This window comes from Methylomonas sp. 11b, from assembly GCF_000515215.1.
Taxonomy (GTDB): domain Bacteria; phylum Pseudomonadota; class Gammaproteobacteria; order Methylococcales; family Methylomonadaceae; genus Methylomonas.
In genome coordinates this window covers 1,264,063-1,278,467 of the sequence record NZ_KI911557.1, presented here as the reverse complement: position 1 = coordinate 1,278,467, position 14,405 = coordinate 1,264,063, and the positions used below count along the sequence as shown (strand labels likewise).

The window sequence follows — 14,405 nt, the reverse complement described above, 5'->3', positions numbered from 1 at the left end:
CCGGGTAATTCTATGTCAATCGATATGGCGCAATTTCATCAGGTTTTTTTCGAAGAAAGTTTCGAAGGGCTTGACGCGATGGAATCGGGGTTGCTCAATCTTGATTTGGGGGATGTTAACGTCGAAGACATCAACACCATTTTCCGCGCCGCGCATTCTATAAAAGGCGGTAGCGGGACTTTCGGTTTTACCGCGGTTTCCGACTTTACCCACGTCATGGAGACCTTGCTCGATGAAATGCGCGACGGCCGTAGAAAAATCACCCAACCCGCGGTTGATGTGTTGTTGGGGTCAGTCGATTGCCTGAGAGATATGCTGCAATCGATACAAAACGGCAGTGAAGTAGACCAATCCGATGTGGCTGAGCATAAATTAGCCTTGGATAGCGAACTGAATAACGCTGTTCCGAACATTCCCTCGGCTGGAAAACAGACAGCAAAAGCCTCTGAGGTTCTGTCTGCTGATGATGTTAAGCAAATAGCGGGTTGGGTTATCGCATTCAGTCCGCACTTACATCTATTGAAGACCGGCAACGAGCCGGTGCGGATGTTTAGGGAATTAGCGTCGCTGGGGAAGTTGACCACAACCGCAGACTTGCAAGGCGTGCCGAATCTTTACGATTTGGATCCTGAAGAGTGTCATTTGTCGTGGAAGTTGGAGGTGTCGGGCGATATCCCGGAAACGGAAATCGACGAGATTTTCGATTGGGTTGAGGACGATTGCGATTTGGCTAAACAACCGATCTACAAAACGTCCACAAGTTCTACACAAGCCGAGGTGTCAGCAGACATAGCGATAAAACCCGTTACAAATAGCGTTGCTAGAGAAATAAGCGCTGAGTTTACAAGTACCGAAGAATCCGAGGCTAATGCGGTAGACCGTAAAAACGGTAAAAAAGAGGACGCAAAAGCCGCACCGAAAGGTTCAAGTTCCATTCGTGTGGATACTAGTAAAATCGATACCTTGATCAACATGGTCGGGGAGTTGGTCATTACGCAATCCATGCTCAGTTTGTTAGGTGAACATTTTGAACTTAATAAATTGGATCAATTGAAAAACGGTCTTTCCCAGTTAGAGCGACATACCCGCGAGCTGCAAGAAAGCGTGATGAACATTCGCATGCTGCCTATCAGTTTCGTGTTTAGCCGTTTCCCGCGATTGGCGCATGACATCAGCAGCAAACTCGGCAAAAAAATCGAACTTAAATTGGTGGGTGAAAACACCGAAGTGGATAAGACAGTTGTCGAATTGCTCAGCGATCCTCTGGTTCATTTAGTCAGAAACAGCCTGGATCATGGCATTGAAATGCCGGATGTCAGGCTGGCGGCCGGAAAGCCCGAAACGGGTACGGTGACCCTTGAGGCCTATCATCGCGGCGGCAATATCGTGATTGAAGTGACTGACGATGGTAAAGGCCTCGACAAAGATAAATTACGGGCCAAGGCAATTGAAAAGGGTTTGATCGATCCCGATGCAATCTTAAGCGATAAGCAAACATACGAGCTTATTTTTATGCCTGGGTTTTCTACGGCCGAAAAGCTTACCGATATTTCCGGTCGCGGCGTAGGCATGGATGTGGTACGACGTAATATCCAGGCCTTGGGCGGCAACATAGAAATCCTTTCCGAGTTGGGCAAAGGATCTACCATTTCCATTCACCTCCCGCTTACGCTGGCTATCCTGGATGGTCAGTCGATTGCGGTAGGCGACGAAACCTACATCTTACCGTTGGGCTCTATTATCGAGTCACTCCATGTCAAGGAAGACAGGCTCAATCGAGTGGCGGGCAAAGGGGAAACTTTCCTGTTACGCGGCCAATATCTGCCGATTATCAGAATGCATCAAATTTTTAACGTACCCACCGCGAAAACCACCAAGCTAACCGAAGGTTTAATTGTAGTTGTCGAAGGGCAAGGTTTGCGTTGCGGATTGTTCGTAGATGATTTACTTGGGCAACAGCAAGTGGTGATCAAGTCGCTGGAAGCGAATTATCGACGGATTGAAGGTGTATCTGGTGCAACTATTCTGGGTGATGGTTCCGTGGCCCTGATTCTTGATATCCCCGGTCTCGTGCGTTTGTCCAATCAATAAACCTAATCTAAAGCGTGTCATGTCGGAAATAATCGAACACAGCATTACAGACCAGCAAGATGCAAAGCGGTTGGACACTAGTTTGCAGTTTTTAAGCTTTACCTTGGGCCAGGAAGAATATGGTGTAGATATTCTAAGAGTTCAGGAAATTCGCAGTTGGGAACCGGTATCGCGAATTCCTAATGTGCCTGCTTATGAAAAAGGCGTAGTCAATCTTCGCGGCGCGATTGTGCCTATCATCGACTTACGTGAGCGCTTTCAACTGGGACACAGTGACTATTCGCCTCTGACGGTAGTTGTGGTTTTGCAAGCGCGTATGGCCGATAAAACCAGGATCATCGGGGTTGTGGTGGATTCTGTTTCAGATGTTGTCGATGTGAATAAAAAAAGTATCCAAAGCGCGCCGAATTTTGGTGCAAAAGTCAGTACTGAATTTATCAATGGCCTGGTTTCAGTAAACGGCCGAATGGTGATGCTGTTGGATGTAGATAAATTATTAAAACTTGATGGCCTGGATGGTGAAGATGAAAGTTGAAAAAAGAGCTGTTTATGGCTGGGTTGTAACGGAGGATATGCAATGAAACTCAATCACCCTGTGACCGATCGTGAAGTCTTAATGAAGCCAGGCACCATTTTGGTCACGCGCACCAATTTGAAAGGCATTATTACCTATGCAAACGACGCTTTTATCGAAATCAGCGGCTTTAGCAAGGATGAGCTTGTGGGGGCTAATCATAATATGGTTCGCCATCCTGACATGCCGCCGGCAGCATTTGAAGATTTATGGACTTGTTTGAAGGCTGGACGCCCTTGGACCGCACCCGTTAAAAATAGGACCAAGACCGGAGATTATTACTGGGTAGAGGCAAACGTTACACCGGTGTTCAAGAATGGCAAAGTACAGGAATACCTGTCGGTTCGTTACGCGCCATCCCGGGAGCAAATTCAGCAGGCAGAATCCTTATATGAAAAACTGAATGCCAATAAAGCCACAATAAGGCCCAAGGGAATTAGTGCGGTAATCAAGAAATTATTGGAATTGGGCCTGTGGAAAAAAGTCGGGATTATCTACCTGATCTTTTTGTTGCCGACGATCAATTCCATTTACGACCATTACATGGAACAAAAGTACCCGGAGATGTTCCTGTTTTTGGGCTTGGCGGGATTTGCCTCAATATTGGGATACTCTGTGATTCGTAATGTCGTCAAGGCTTTAGAGAAGTCGATTAGTATTTCCTATCGGATGGCGGATGAGCAATTCCGGAATACGATAGATTTGGACCGTAGTGATGAGATCGGCGATTTCTATCGGGCTTTATACGGCATGCAGGTTAAATTGAATTCTGATTTGGCATATTCCAAACAAGTAGCATCAGAAGCGATGCGGATTAAACAAGCGCTCGACAATGTGCAGTCCTGTGTCATGGTGGCTAACAATGATTTAGACATCATTTATATGAATAAGACCGTGGCGGAAATGTTTCAAAATGCCGAAGCGGACATTCGTAAACAATTGCCTGACTTCAATGCCAGCAAGCTGATGGGCGCGAATATCGATCAATTCCATAAAAAACCCAGCCACCAACGCGGCCTTTTGGCAAATCTATCCAGCACGTTTAGTTCGGCGTTAGTGATTGGCGGTCGACACATGAATATTGTTGCCAATCCGGTTAATAACGACGAAAACGAGCGTATCGGCATCGTGGTCGAATGGTTGGATAGAACGCATGAAGTAAAAATCGAGCAGGAAATTGCCAGCATAGTGGAGGCGGTCAAGGCCGGTGAATTGTCCAGCCGGATCGAGATGGTCGATAAACAAGGCTTTTTCGAAACGCTTAGCGAAGGCATCAACGAACTAACCGATGTGATCGAAAACGTCTTCAGAGATGTTGGCAGTACCATGCAAAGTATGGCCTCCGGGGATTTGACCAATCGAATCACCAGTGATTACCAAGGCGTATATTTAAACTGTAAGAACGATATTAATACCACTATCGATAAACTGAACGAGATTTTCGGTCAAGTTAGCGAGTCCGCCCATTTTATTAATAACTCATCCCAAGAAATTGCCAGCGGTAACAACAATTTGTCGCAACGCGCCGAACAACAGGCCGCGAATTTGCAGGAAACTGCCGCCAGCATGGAGGAACTGACCAGCACTGTGAAAAATAATGCCGATAATGCCCAGCAAGCCAATGCAGTAGCTAATAACGCCAGAGAGTTGGCTGAAAAAGGTGGGAATGTCGTCAAGGCGGCCGTTTCCGCCATGCAGGAAATCAACGAGAGCAGTAATAAGATTGCCGATATCATTAGCGTGATTGATGAAATTGCCTTCCAAACCAATTTGTTGGCCTTGAATGCGTCAGTGGAAGCAGCTAGAGCAGGCGAGCAAGGTAGGGGCTTTTCAGTCGTTGCCACAGAGGTCAGAAATCTGGCACAACGCAGTGCCACTGCGGCCCGGGAGAGTAAAGAGCTTATTCAAACCAGTGTGCAAAAAGTCAGAGCTGGCACCGAGTTTGTGAACGAAACCGGTAAAGCTTTGAACGAAATTGTGGCTGGTGTGCAAAAGGTAGGGGATATTGTCGCGCAGATTGCCGACGCAAGTGTCGAGCAATCTGCGGGAATAGGCCAAGTGAATCAGGCAGTAGCGCAAATGGACGAAATTACCCAACAAAACGCGGCCTTAGCCGAAGAAGCATCCGCCGCCAGTGTTTCAATGAGCGACTTGTCGACGAATATGGTCGAAATGTTGGCGTTTTTCAAAACAGAAAAAAAATCCGGGCAGCAAAAAGTTGCTCATCATGCCGATAGTTCCAGCGTCGTTCGTGCAGAGGCCAATAGAGCGGCACCATCGCAACCGGTTCGTCAGCCGAGTAGTTTTAAGCAAACCTCGCAAGCCGACGACGAATGGCAGGATTTTTAGCGGAGTTGCTTGATTGACCAAACCATTAGATAGGGAATAGCCGCCATGACAGCCGATTTAGAATCCAATCAGCACGTTGAGCAATTTCTAACTTTCGAGTTAGAAGGCGAAGCATATGGCATCGAAATTTTGAAAGTCCAAGAAATCAGAGGCTGGGAGCCGATTAGAAAAATTCCCAATACGCCTGATTTTGTTAAAGGTGCGTTGAATTTGCGCGGTTCCATTGTGCCGATTGTCGATCTGCGCGAACGTTTTCAGATGCAAAAAGTTGAATATACGCCGGTGACGGTCGTTATTGTGATGAGTGTCAATACTGCTTCGGGTGCTTCGGTGATGGGAATCGTCGCCGATGCGGTATCGGATGTGTTGGATATTAAGCTGTCCGATATAAAAGAAGCGCCGAATTTGGGTTCGAGAATCAATACTCAATATATGCGCGGCATGTTCGTCGGCAAGAAAAATATGGTGATGTTATTGGATGTCGATAAGCTTTTAAATCCGGAGGAGTTTGTCGATATTGCCGGGCTTGCTGCTATGTCAGAGGGTAAATGAGCGCGAGGATTGTAGCGGTCCTTAATCAGAAAGGCGGGGTAGGAAAAACCACAACTTCGGTCAATTTGACTCACGCGCTGGCTAAACTGGGTAAGAAAATTACGGTGATAGACTTTGACCCACAGAGTCATTTGGCCGTTTCGCTAGGTTGGGTAGATCCGCAAAAGAGCGGGATTGATAAGGTTTTGTTGGAAGGAGTAAGTCTCGAGGAGCAATTAATTCCGGTTAGAAAGAATCTGAATTTGGTGGTTGCCGGCCCTAGATTGCAGGAAATTGAGCAATTGACGGATGGTGGGGCCAGACGCGGAGATCTCCTCCGCAGTGCTTTGCTTGATGGCAATCGCGATGAAGATTTTATCTTTATCGATTGTCCCCCTTCTTCCGGGGTATTGGTAGCCAATGCCTTGTTTGCCGCCGATGAAATATTGGTGCCGATGACCAGTGATTATCTAGCATTACAAGGCTTGTCGCATTTGGTGGGAACCATCAAGAAATTCGAAAGCGCTTTGAAAAGGCCCTATAAATTTTCTCTGGTCATGTCCAGGTATATTCCGACCAGACGTATTTCAAAGGAGGTGTTGAGTGTCATACAAAAATACTTCCCAGGGCAGATTTTGGCGACCACCATTCGGGAAACTGCCTTACTTGCCGAGTGCCCCAGTTTCGGTAAAACCATTTTTGAATATCGCCCTGGCTGCCGTTCCGCACGAGATTTTACGGCACTTGCTAAAGACTTTTTGGAAGGGAGAATGATGTAATGGCGGAACAAGATGAAGATAGTTTGATCGGTTACGATCCTTTGGCTTGGATGCATCGATCAGATTTCAAGCAAGACTCACAAAAAGCCGAAGCTGCCGAATCAGCAGCGGATAGTCGGGCAGAACTTGCGAGCCCGACAGAAGTGTCGTCAAACCTTGAGATGGACCTGAGTCAATCGCCGGCCGATGTTTCTGAGCTATCTACGTCCGAAGGTGAGAGAGCGGTTTTGGTATTGGAGCCGGTACTGAATATTCAAAATGTGGCGGTTCTCCACCAACGCCTGACGCAGATGCTCAGCAATTTTGAGGCTATCGATATCGATGCTTCCGGTGTGACGATGATAGATACTGCGACTTTGCAACTGTTATTGATTTTAAAGCAAACCGCAATTGGCTTGCAGAAATCCATTTCTATCGATTTTCCTTCCGATAAATTTATTGAAGCATCGGAGTTGTTGGGGATTGCCGAAATGCTGGAAGTTGATCAGGCGGCATCCGGCTTCTTTTGATGGGGCACTACCCGAATATACAAAATGAAAGAAAAAGCGCGCGAGTTTGAATATACCCAAGCAGATTTTGATGTTCTAAGGAAAATATCCAACCAATATTCCGGAATCTTGGTGCCGGACGATAAATTTGACATGTTTTATTCGAGATTGTCGAAACGGGTCCGCATGCTGGGCTTCACCAGCTTCAAACAGTATTGTCACTATTTGAAACACAACCCGGATACTGAGTTTACTGAATTTATTAATGCTGTCACCACTAACCTCACTTCTTTTTTTCGCGAAAATCACCACTTTGAATATTTAAGCAAGACGGTTGTACCGGGTTTGCTTAAAAAACATGCCGGGACTAAACAGATTAAAGTTTGGTCCGCAGGTTGCTCGACAGGTGAGGAGCCTTATTCTTTGGCGATGACCTTGAAGGAAAGCGTCCCGGCTGATTGGACTGTAAATATTCTGGCTACCGATCTTGATACGAATGTCTTGGCCACCGCCGCAGCCGGCATTTACATGGCTGATCGCGTGACAGGAATAGCCGAGCAACGCCTCAAACGCTGGTTTCAAAAAGGTGTGGGTGGACAAGCGAACAAGGTGCGAGTTAAACCGGAATTGAAAGAATTGATAGAGTTTAAACAATTGAATTTGATGCAGGAGTGGCCCTTGAAAGGGTATTTTGATTTTATTTTTTGCCGAAACGTTTTGATTTATTTTGATCGGGAAACCAAGGCGATGTTAGCGAATCGTTACTGCGGCTTATTGGAGGAGGGCTCATATTTGTTCATTGGCCATTCAGAATCCTTGCATCAGCTCGATACCGGATTCAGTTTAGTAGGTAATACTATCTACAGGAAGTCGAGTAAGTGAGTCATGTGCCCCATGTGGAAAGATCGCTTATCGCCGGCTTCGAAAATGTTAATCGGTATTGGGATCAAGAAAATCAAATAGTGGCGGCAAAATTGATGCCCGGTGACTACTACGTCACCAAACAGGATGAAATGATTACTACCGTGCTGGGTTCTTGCGTGGCAGCTTGTATAAGGGATGTGGTGACCGGCGTCGGGGGGATGAATCATTTCATGTTGCCGGAGACCAGTAAAAGTCGTTTGAACGACAGAGACGAAGCCGTCGTTGGCAATGCCTCGCGCTATGGCAATTACGCGATGGAACATTTGATCAATGCTATTTTGAAAAATGGCGGTAAGCGTAAAAACTTGGAAGTTAAGTTGTTCGGCGGCGGCAAAATCATCGCTACCCTGGGTGATGTGGGAGCCAGAAACATTCAATTCGTTTTGGATTATGTGGATACTGAAGCGTTGAATCTGGTTTCTCATGATTTGGGCGATATTTATCCGCGTAAGGTGAATTTTTTTCCGCACACCGGACGGGTCAGAATGAAAAAAATTAAAGATTTACACAACCAAACTATCTTCCTGCGCGAGAAGCAATATAGTTCGAGTATCAAGGACGCACCGGTTGAAGGTAGCGTAGAGCTATTTTAGGAAACCAGGATGACAAAAATTAAGCTATTGATTGTTGATGACTCGGCATTAATTCGCCAAATGCTGACGCAAATTTTTAATGAGGCAGGCGATATTGAAGTAGTCGGCACGGCTAGCGATCCGATTATTGCTAGGGAAAAAATAAAGGCCTTGAATCCCGACGTATTAACATTGGACGTAGAAATGCCGCGAATGGATGGGCTGACATTTTTACGTAATTTGATGCGCTTAAGGCCTATGCCGGTGGTCATGATTTCAACGTTGACCGAAAAAGGCGCCGAAGTGACCCTTGATGCGTTGGCGCTCGGCGCGGTTGATTTTGTGGCGAAACCAAAAGTCGATGTCTCCCATGGCTTACGAGCCTATGCCGATGAGATTATCGGTAAAATCAGGATGGCCGCTCAGGCAAAAGTCAAAGCTTTGGAAACCAATCGGGTTGATGTCCCTACCCTTAGTTCAGTGAATGAGAATGCAATTGGTACGATGAAAAAGCATTTCAAAACGACTCATAAAATCGTGGCGTTGGGTTCTTCAACGGGCGGCACCGAAGCGGTCAAGGAACTGGTAAAAAGTCTGCCGAGAACGGCGCCGGCGATTGTCATTACCCAACATTTGCCCCTCGCCTTCAGCGCTTCGTTTGCCAAACATGTAAACGAGGCTTCCGACATGACTGCCTGCGTGGCTAGCGATGGGCAGCTGATATTGCCCGGAAATATCTATATAGCGCCAGGTGATCAACATCTCATGGTTGTGAGAGATGGCGCTCGTTACGCGTGTCGCCTTGATGATGGTCCGCCTGTCAACAGACATAAGCCTTCCGTGGATGTTCTGTTTCGATCAGTTGCCGAAAATGTTGGTAGCAATGCGGTCGGGGTTATGTTGACGGGCATGGGGGCGGATGGTGCCAGAGCCATGCTTGAAATGCGTGAGGCCGGAGCCATCAATATAGTGCAGGATGAAGCATCCAGTATAGTTTGGGGTATGCCTGGCGAAGCCTACAAACTGGGGGCCGCGCATCATGTGTTATCCTTGGGGAAAATAGCGGAAAAAATCCTGGCCCTGGTGGATTGAAGATATGTTGCAGTTCCTAAAAGATAACGCGCTCCTGGTTTTATTCACGCTGGTAGTTTTGTTATTGCCTTTGTTTTCGTCCAATGCGCTGGTTTATTGGCTAGCGGCCCCAATTGCAACGATATTGTGGATGGTCAATGCATTTCGTGCTCAACGTGCGCAAGAGTCAGCCTCGACAAATAGCAAGGAGCTAAGCGAAGCCGAATTGGTGCGTGCGATTGATGACTATTTATTACATCTAAAAGATTGTATTGACCAAGAAGCATCCTATTTCCGCGCGGAATTGGAACAGCTCAAATCCATGCTCGCCGATGCGGTGAGCACGATGTCCAACAGCTTCAATAGCTTGGCTAGTTTGACGTCCGGGCAGTCATCGATAGTATATTCGTTGGTAAGTGATCTGGAAGGAAGTACCGACAAAGGGCGTAGTAGTCTCAATTTCACGAGTTTTGCCCAGGAAACCGATAATGTCTTGCAGTTTTTTATCGACCATATTCTGCAAATCAGTAAGCAGAGCATGGAGATGGTTGCGGTTATCAATGACGTTGGCGGCCATATGGCTCATGTCGAGAAACTGTTGGGCGATGTGCAAAAAATTGCCGATCAAACCAATTTGTTGGCGCTGAATGCCGCCATCGAAGCAGCTAGGGCAGGAGAAGCCGGTCGAGGTTTCGCGGTGGTTGCGGGAGAAGTGCGGAATCTATCGAAAAATTCCGATAAGTTCAGTGAAGAAATTAAGCGCGTGGTAAAGGCTTCCAAGGATAATATCCACGAAGCGCAAACCATGATTGAAATAATGGCCTCCAAAGACATGAACGTGGCGATTAGTTCCAAGGCCAGTATCGACAAGATGATGGATGATATCGCCGTCATTAATGCCAATATCTCCAGCAATGTCGGCGAAATTTCCCAATTGACAAATAAAATTGAGTTCAGTGTCGGTAATGCCGTGCGAGGGCTGCAATTTGAGGATATGGCTCGGCAATTGATCGAATATTTACAGTTCAATTTACAGCATTTCGGCTCGCTATCCGACGAGGTAAGCATAGGGTTGGGTGTATTTAAAACGGGTAGCGATGCAAATTGGCGCGATCAATTACAGCAAGGTTCTGACCGTTTGAAAATCATGAAGCAGCAGTGGCAAGTCAGAAAATCGCATATTGTTTCGCAATCTTCCATGGACGAAGGCGATGTGGACCTGTTTTAACGTGAATGTATGGTAATGACATGATAATTTGTGAGGCTAGAGAATATGGGTATTGAGGCACGCGTTGATGGGGGAGTGCTGTCGATAAAAATAAGCGGCCGGTTCGATTTCGGTGTGCACAATGAGTTTCGCGAAGCAACCAAGCTGGTTGAAAATGGCGTAAAACTGATAGAGGTGGATTTGAACGGCACTGAATACTTAGATAGTTCTGCCCTTGGGATGCTGTTAGTTCTACGAGATAAGATGGCTGGCGATAAGTCGGCCATACGGATTAAAAATTCGCGTACCGAAGTAAAAAAAATTTTGGAAATCGCTAATTTTGATAAATTATTTACACTGTCCTGAGCAATCCCGCTTTTTTATATAATCTAATGGCGCGATCAAACCGGCAACGGGTTGCGTAGCCGCCAACACTCCATGAACCAACAGACTGACTTTTCCAGTTCCGATTTCATTAGAAATTTTTTCCAGCGATTTCTACCCAATTCCCAAGTTGTCTCCCTAGCCATAGTTTTGCTGGGCGGCTTTTTATTGATATACGGCTTGTTGGATTTGCTGATGCCGGTCTTCGTGGCGATTGTGTTGGCGTATCTATTGGAAGGGCTGGTGGTTAAAGCCGAACAGCGCCAATTGGGGCGTTTAGTTTCCGTGCATCTGGTGTTCTTTGCGTTTATGGCTGCGCTGGGCTTTGTGTTGTTCGTACTAGTGCCGATAGTGTCCGAGCAAACAGTGCAACTGGTGCAACACATTCCGGAAATTGTCTCCAGCACCCAAGCCGAAATTATGCGTTTCCCTGAGCGTCATCCCGAACTCATTTCGGAAGTTCGAATTCGGGAAATCATGTTTTCCATTCAGCAAGACTTGCTCAAGTATGGTCAGGATTTAATCTCCGGCTCTGCTCAATCGTTTGTAGGATTGGTGGCGGTGATTATTTATTTGTTTTTGGTGCCGTTGATGGTGTTTTTCTTTCTGAAGGATAAACAGGTTTTATTAGGTTGGTTTGTGCAGTTTCTGCCGAAGGATACCAGTCTCAGCTTGCGGGTCTGGCATGAGGTGGATAGGCAAATCGCCAATTACGTTAGAGGCAAATTTCTTGAAGTGTTTATCCTGTGGGCGATCAGTTACATAGTCTTCTGGTTGTTGGGCTTGAATTACGCGATGTTGCTTGCGGTACTGATGGGATTGTCCGTGATGATTCCTTATGTCGGCGCGACATTGGTGACTTTTCCGGTGTTGGCTGTGGCCTACGTTCAGTGGGGTGTGGGTGGCAACGATCACTTTATGTACGTATTTATCGCTTATTCGGTGATTCAGGCTCTGGACGGCGTGATATTGGTGCCGTTGCTGTTTTCTGAGGCCGTAAATTTGCACCCTATCGCGATTATCGTCGCCATTCTGTTTTTTGGCGGCTTGTGGGGATTTTGGGGGGTGTTTTTTGCGATACCCTTGGCCACGCTGGTTAAAGCGGTGTTAATGGCGTGGCCAAAGGCTGAAATCAGTCAAGCATTAGTCTGATAGCTTTACAAATTGTCCGATGCAAAATCCGCCAGCCGCGAACGCTCGCCGCGCCGCAACGTAATATGGGCGCTATTCGGCCAAGATTTGAAACGATCAACCACATAGGTCAAACCGGAGCTGGTAGCGGTTAGATACGGCGTATCGATTTGTGCCAGATTGCCGATGCAGATAATTTTTGTACCCGGTCCTGCCCGGGTAATCAAAGTCTTCATCTGTTTAGGCGTCAGATTTTGCGCTTCGTCGATAATCAAATAGCGATTCAGAAAAGTCCGGCCGCGCATAAAGTTCAGCGAACGAATTTTTACCCGGTTCATCATCACGTTTTGCGACGCGCCTTGTTCCCATTCGGTCGTGCCGGAGCGGCTGCCCAGCAATTCCAGGTTGTCCATCAACGCCCCCATCCACGGTGCCATTTTTTCCTCCTCCGTGCCGGGTAAAAAACCAATGTCTTCGCCAACCGGCATGGTCTCCCGCGTCATGATAATTTCCAGATAGGCTTTGCTTTCCAGTGTCAAAGACAAGCCGGCTGCCAGTGCCAGCAAGGTTTTACCGGTGCCGGCCGAACCGATCAGCGTCACGAAATCCACGTTCGGATCCAGCAGAGCATTCAACGCAAAATTTTGCTCACGGTTTTTGGCGGAAATGCCCCAGATACTATTGTGCTTAGTGCGGTAATCGCGGGCCAATTGCAACACCGCCGTGTCGCCTTCACGGCTTTTCACAATGGCTTCGAAATTATCTTCGCCTTCCATATACAGATATTGGTTGGGATACCATTCTGCAACCAGCGGACCATTCACGCGGTAGTACGTATGGTCGTTTTCCTGCCACGATTCCATCTTGCCGCCGTGTTCCTCCCAAAAGTCGCTGTCCAGCGCCATTGTGCCGGTGTAGAGCAGGTCTATGTCTTCAATGGTTTGATCATTATGGTAATCCTCGGCACTGATCTGTAGCGCGGCTGCTTTGATGCGCATGTTGATGTCTTTGGAGACCAGGATTACCTTCACATCCGGGTATTCCTTACCCAAGGCCAATACGATACTCAGGATGGAATTATCGGCAATTTGCCCGGGTAGGTCGGCGGGTAGCAGATGCGACAATTGCCGGGTTTGAAAATACAGACGGCCGTCGAATTCGCGTTCGCCGTTGAGTGAATGTTCGATGCGCGAAAGCGGCAAGCCGGCATTGATGGTTTGCTGATCGGCATCGCGGATTAATTCGTCCAAAAATCGGCTGACTTGGCGGACGTTGCGCGATACATCGGATAAGCCTTTTTTGGCGTGATCCAGTTCCTCCAGCACCACCATCGGAATGAAAACATTGTGTTCTTGAAAGCGAAAGATGGACGTTGGGTCGTGCATCAGTACGTTGGTGTCCAACACGAACAATTTTTTGCCGGCGGATTGAATATTCATATTATCCTTGTAAAAAGCGTGGAAAGACGGTTTCAACAGAAACCCGGTGCTGCGCTGAATGTATTTCTACTCTATCTGTGGAGTTATCGTCAACCGAGCTATCGCTTGGCCTGTGTCCGATAAGCGCTGATGCCGTGGACTTAAAGGAGTAGTGCGATCTCACCGTCAATTCCGGCTTTTTTAAAAATCCTTGTGCCAATAATCGACTACTCTCCAGGTTCTCTATACTTAAGCCGTCGTCATTGCCTTGGTATAGTCGGTTACAATAGAGCGCATATGTCGCGACAACTTAATTTGTATCGGTATTTTTAGGATAGCTATTTATGACATTCTCACCCTCAAGCCAGCCAGACTTGGATTGGAGCCAGATTAGGGAAACCATCAAACTGTTGACCGTCTCGGTTGCTCAGGTTGAAGGCAGTATGAAAGCCGGCGACGAGTCGGTTTCAGCCTTGGCCGACTCGTTTACCGGTATGGTTGAAGAGATGAAAAATATCCATCAGATACTGAGCGGTTTTCAGCAGAGCGAGAGCCGCGACCAAGCTTTGGCGCATTGCGAGGCGACCCAGCATAAAATCTATTCGGCGATTGTGGCGTTCCAGTTTTATGATCGCCTGCAGCAATGCTTGCAACACGTGTCTAACAATCTAAAAGGCTTGTCGATCATCATCGATACGCCGCACAGGTTATATAATCCTGCCGAATGGTATAAGTTTCAGGAAAGCATTCGTAACCAGTACACTATGGAATCTGAAAAAGTGATGTTTGATGCTATCCATCAGGGTAAAAGCGTCGATGAAGCGCTAGCCTTGTTTCAACAAGCAAACCAGCAAAGCGACGATGATGAAATCGAACTGTTTTAATT

Annotated in this window: 14 protein-coding genes; 13 read left to right on the top strand and 1 reads right to left on the bottom strand. The window is 47.0% G+C overall.

What is annotated here, in order from left to right; translation table 11 throughout:
- Window positions 1-12 precede the first annotated feature (12 nt).
- The 12 genes from METH11B_RS0105900 (at window position 13) to METH11B_RS0105845 (ending at window position 12,122) form a co-directional block, all read left to right on the top strand.
- Window positions 13-2,091 (top strand): chemotaxis protein CheA, encoded by a 2,079-nt coding sequence (locus METH11B_RS0105900; protein ID WP_026601232.1) that lies wholly within the window; start codon window positions 13-15, stop codon window positions 2,089-2,091.
- A 19-nt stretch (window positions 2,092-2,110) separates the two neighbouring features.
- Window positions 2,111-2,626, top strand: coding sequence for a chemotaxis protein CheW (locus METH11B_RS0105895; RefSeq protein WP_020482360.1), 516 nt, complete (start codon window positions 2,111-2,113; stop codon window positions 2,624-2,626).
- A gap of 42 nt (window positions 2,627-2,668) precedes the next feature.
- Window positions 2,669-5,014, top strand: a complete 2,346-nt coding sequence (locus tag METH11B_RS0105890; RefSeq protein WP_026601231.1) for a methyl-accepting chemotaxis protein — start codon at window positions 2,669-2,671, stop codon at window positions 5,012-5,014.
- 45 nt (window positions 5,015-5,059) lie between these two features.
- Entirely contained in the window at window positions 5,060-5,566 is a 507-nt protein-coding gene (locus METH11B_RS0105885) for a chemotaxis protein CheW (RefSeq protein WP_020482358.1), read from the top strand.
- On the top strand, window positions 5,563-6,324 hold the full coding sequence (locus METH11B_RS0105880) for a ParA family protein (RefSeq protein ID WP_026601230.1): 762 nt from the start codon (window positions 5,563-5,565) through the stop codon (window positions 6,322-6,324). The genes METH11B_RS0105885 and METH11B_RS0105880 overlap by 4 nt, the downstream gene beginning before the upstream one ends.
- Window positions 6,324-6,833 (top strand): STAS domain-containing protein, encoded by a 510-nt coding sequence (locus METH11B_RS26265; protein ID WP_026601229.1) that lies wholly within the window; start codon window positions 6,324-6,326, stop codon window positions 6,831-6,833. Before METH11B_RS0105880 ends, METH11B_RS26265 begins: the two co-directional genes overlap by 1 nt.
- Window positions 6,834-6,857: 24 nt before the next feature.
- Complete coding sequence (locus METH11B_RS0105870; protein ID WP_026601228.1) at window positions 6,858-7,694, top strand: CheR family methyltransferase; 837 nt, start codon at window positions 6,858-6,860, stop codon at window positions 7,692-7,694.
- The gene (cheD, locus tag METH11B_RS0105865; RefSeq protein WP_020482354.1) at window positions 7,691-8,329 is read left to right on the top strand and encodes a chemoreceptor glutamine deamidase CheD; all 639 of its coding nucleotides are present in this window, start codon (window positions 7,691-7,693) and stop codon (window positions 8,327-8,329) included. The genes METH11B_RS0105870 and cheD overlap by 4 nt, the downstream gene beginning before the upstream one ends.
- 9 nt (window positions 8,330-8,338) lie before the next feature.
- Window positions 8,339-9,400 carry a protein-glutamate methylesterase/protein-glutamine glutaminase gene (locus METH11B_RS0105860; RefSeq protein ID WP_020482353.1) on the top strand — a complete coding sequence of 354 codons (1,062 nt, stop codon included), beginning with the start codon at window positions 8,339-8,341 and terminating at the stop codon, window positions 9,398-9,400.
- Between the two features lie 4 nt (window positions 9,401-9,404).
- On the top strand, window positions 9,405-10,607 hold the full coding sequence (locus tag METH11B_RS0105855) for a methyl-accepting chemotaxis protein (RefSeq protein WP_020482352.1): 1,203 nt from the start codon (window positions 9,405-9,407) through the stop codon (window positions 10,605-10,607).
- A 45-nt stretch (window positions 10,608-10,652) separates the two neighbouring features.
- Complete coding sequence (locus METH11B_RS0105850) at window positions 10,653-10,952, top strand: STAS domain-containing protein (protein WP_026601227.1); 300 nt, start codon at window positions 10,653-10,655, stop codon at window positions 10,950-10,952.
- Between the two features lie 72 nt (window positions 10,953-11,024).
- Complete coding sequence (locus METH11B_RS0105845; RefSeq protein ID WP_020482350.1) at window positions 11,025-12,122, top strand: AI-2E family transporter; 1,098 nt, start codon at window positions 11,025-11,027, stop codon at window positions 12,120-12,122.
- Between the two features lie 5 nt (window positions 12,123-12,127).
- Here METH11B_RS0105845 and METH11B_RS0105840 read toward each other — a convergent pair whose 3' ends face one another.
- Window positions 12,128-13,540: a PhoH family protein gene (locus METH11B_RS0105840; RefSeq protein ID WP_026601226.1), complete on the bottom strand. Its 1,413-nt coding sequence runs from the start codon at window positions 13,538-13,540 to the stop codon at window positions 12,128-12,130.
- A 323-nt stretch (window positions 13,541-13,863) separates the two neighbouring features.
- Here METH11B_RS0105840 and METH11B_RS0105835 point away from each other — a divergent pair, with 323 nt between their 5' ends.
- Window positions 13,864-14,403 carry a hypothetical protein gene (locus METH11B_RS0105835; protein ID WP_036275642.1) on the top strand — a complete coding sequence of 180 codons (540 nt, stop codon included), beginning with the start codon at window positions 13,864-13,866 and terminating at the stop codon, window positions 14,401-14,403.
- The last annotated feature ends 2 nt before the right edge of the window (window positions 14,404-14,405 follow it).

Excerpts from the sequence above, each read along its gene's own strand:
- METH11B_RS0105900 (WP_026601232.1), top strand. The coding sequence starts at position 13 with ATGTCAATCGATATGGCGCAATTTCATCAGGTTTTTTTCGAAGAAAGT.
- METH11B_RS0105895 (WP_020482360.1), top strand. The coding sequence starts at position 2,111 with ATGTCGGAAATAATCGAACACAGCATTACAGACCAGCAAGATGCAAAG.
- METH11B_RS0105890 (WP_026601231.1), top strand. The coding sequence starts at position 2,669 with ATGAAACTCAATCACCCTGTGACCGATCGTGAAGTCTTAATGAAGCCA.
- METH11B_RS0105885 (WP_020482358.1), top strand. The coding sequence starts at position 5,060 with ATGACAGCCGATTTAGAATCCAATCAGCACGTTGAGCAATTTCTAACT.
- METH11B_RS0105880 (WP_026601230.1), top strand. The coding sequence starts at position 5,563 with ATGAGCGCGAGGATTGTAGCGGTCCTTAATCAGAAAGGCGGGGTAGGA.
- METH11B_RS26265 (WP_026601229.1), top strand. The coding sequence starts at position 6,324 with ATGGCGGAACAAGATGAAGATAGTTTGATCGGTTACGATCCTTTGGCT.
- METH11B_RS0105870 (WP_026601228.1), top strand. The coding sequence starts at position 6,858 with ATGAAAGAAAAAGCGCGCGAGTTTGAATATACCCAAGCAGATTTTGAT.
- METH11B_RS0105860 (WP_020482353.1), top strand. The coding sequence starts at position 8,339 with ATGACAAAAATTAAGCTATTGATTGTTGATGACTCGGCATTAATTCGC.
- METH11B_RS0105855 (WP_020482352.1), top strand. The coding sequence starts at position 9,405 with ATGTTGCAGTTCCTAAAAGATAACGCGCTCCTGGTTTTATTCACGCTG.
- METH11B_RS0105850 (WP_026601227.1), top strand. The coding sequence starts at position 10,653 with ATGGGTATTGAGGCACGCGTTGATGGGGGAGTGCTGTCGATAAAAATA.
- METH11B_RS0105845 (WP_020482350.1), top strand. The coding sequence starts at position 11,025 with ATGAACCAACAGACTGACTTTTCCAGTTCCGATTTCATTAGAAATTTT.
- METH11B_RS0105840 (WP_026601226.1), bottom strand. The coding sequence starts at position 13,540 with ATGAATATTCAATCCGCCGGCAAAAAATTGTTCGTGTTGGACACCAAC.
- METH11B_RS0105835 (WP_036275642.1), top strand. The coding sequence starts at position 13,864 with ATGACATTCTCACCCTCAAGCCAGCCAGACTTGGATTGGAGCCAGATT.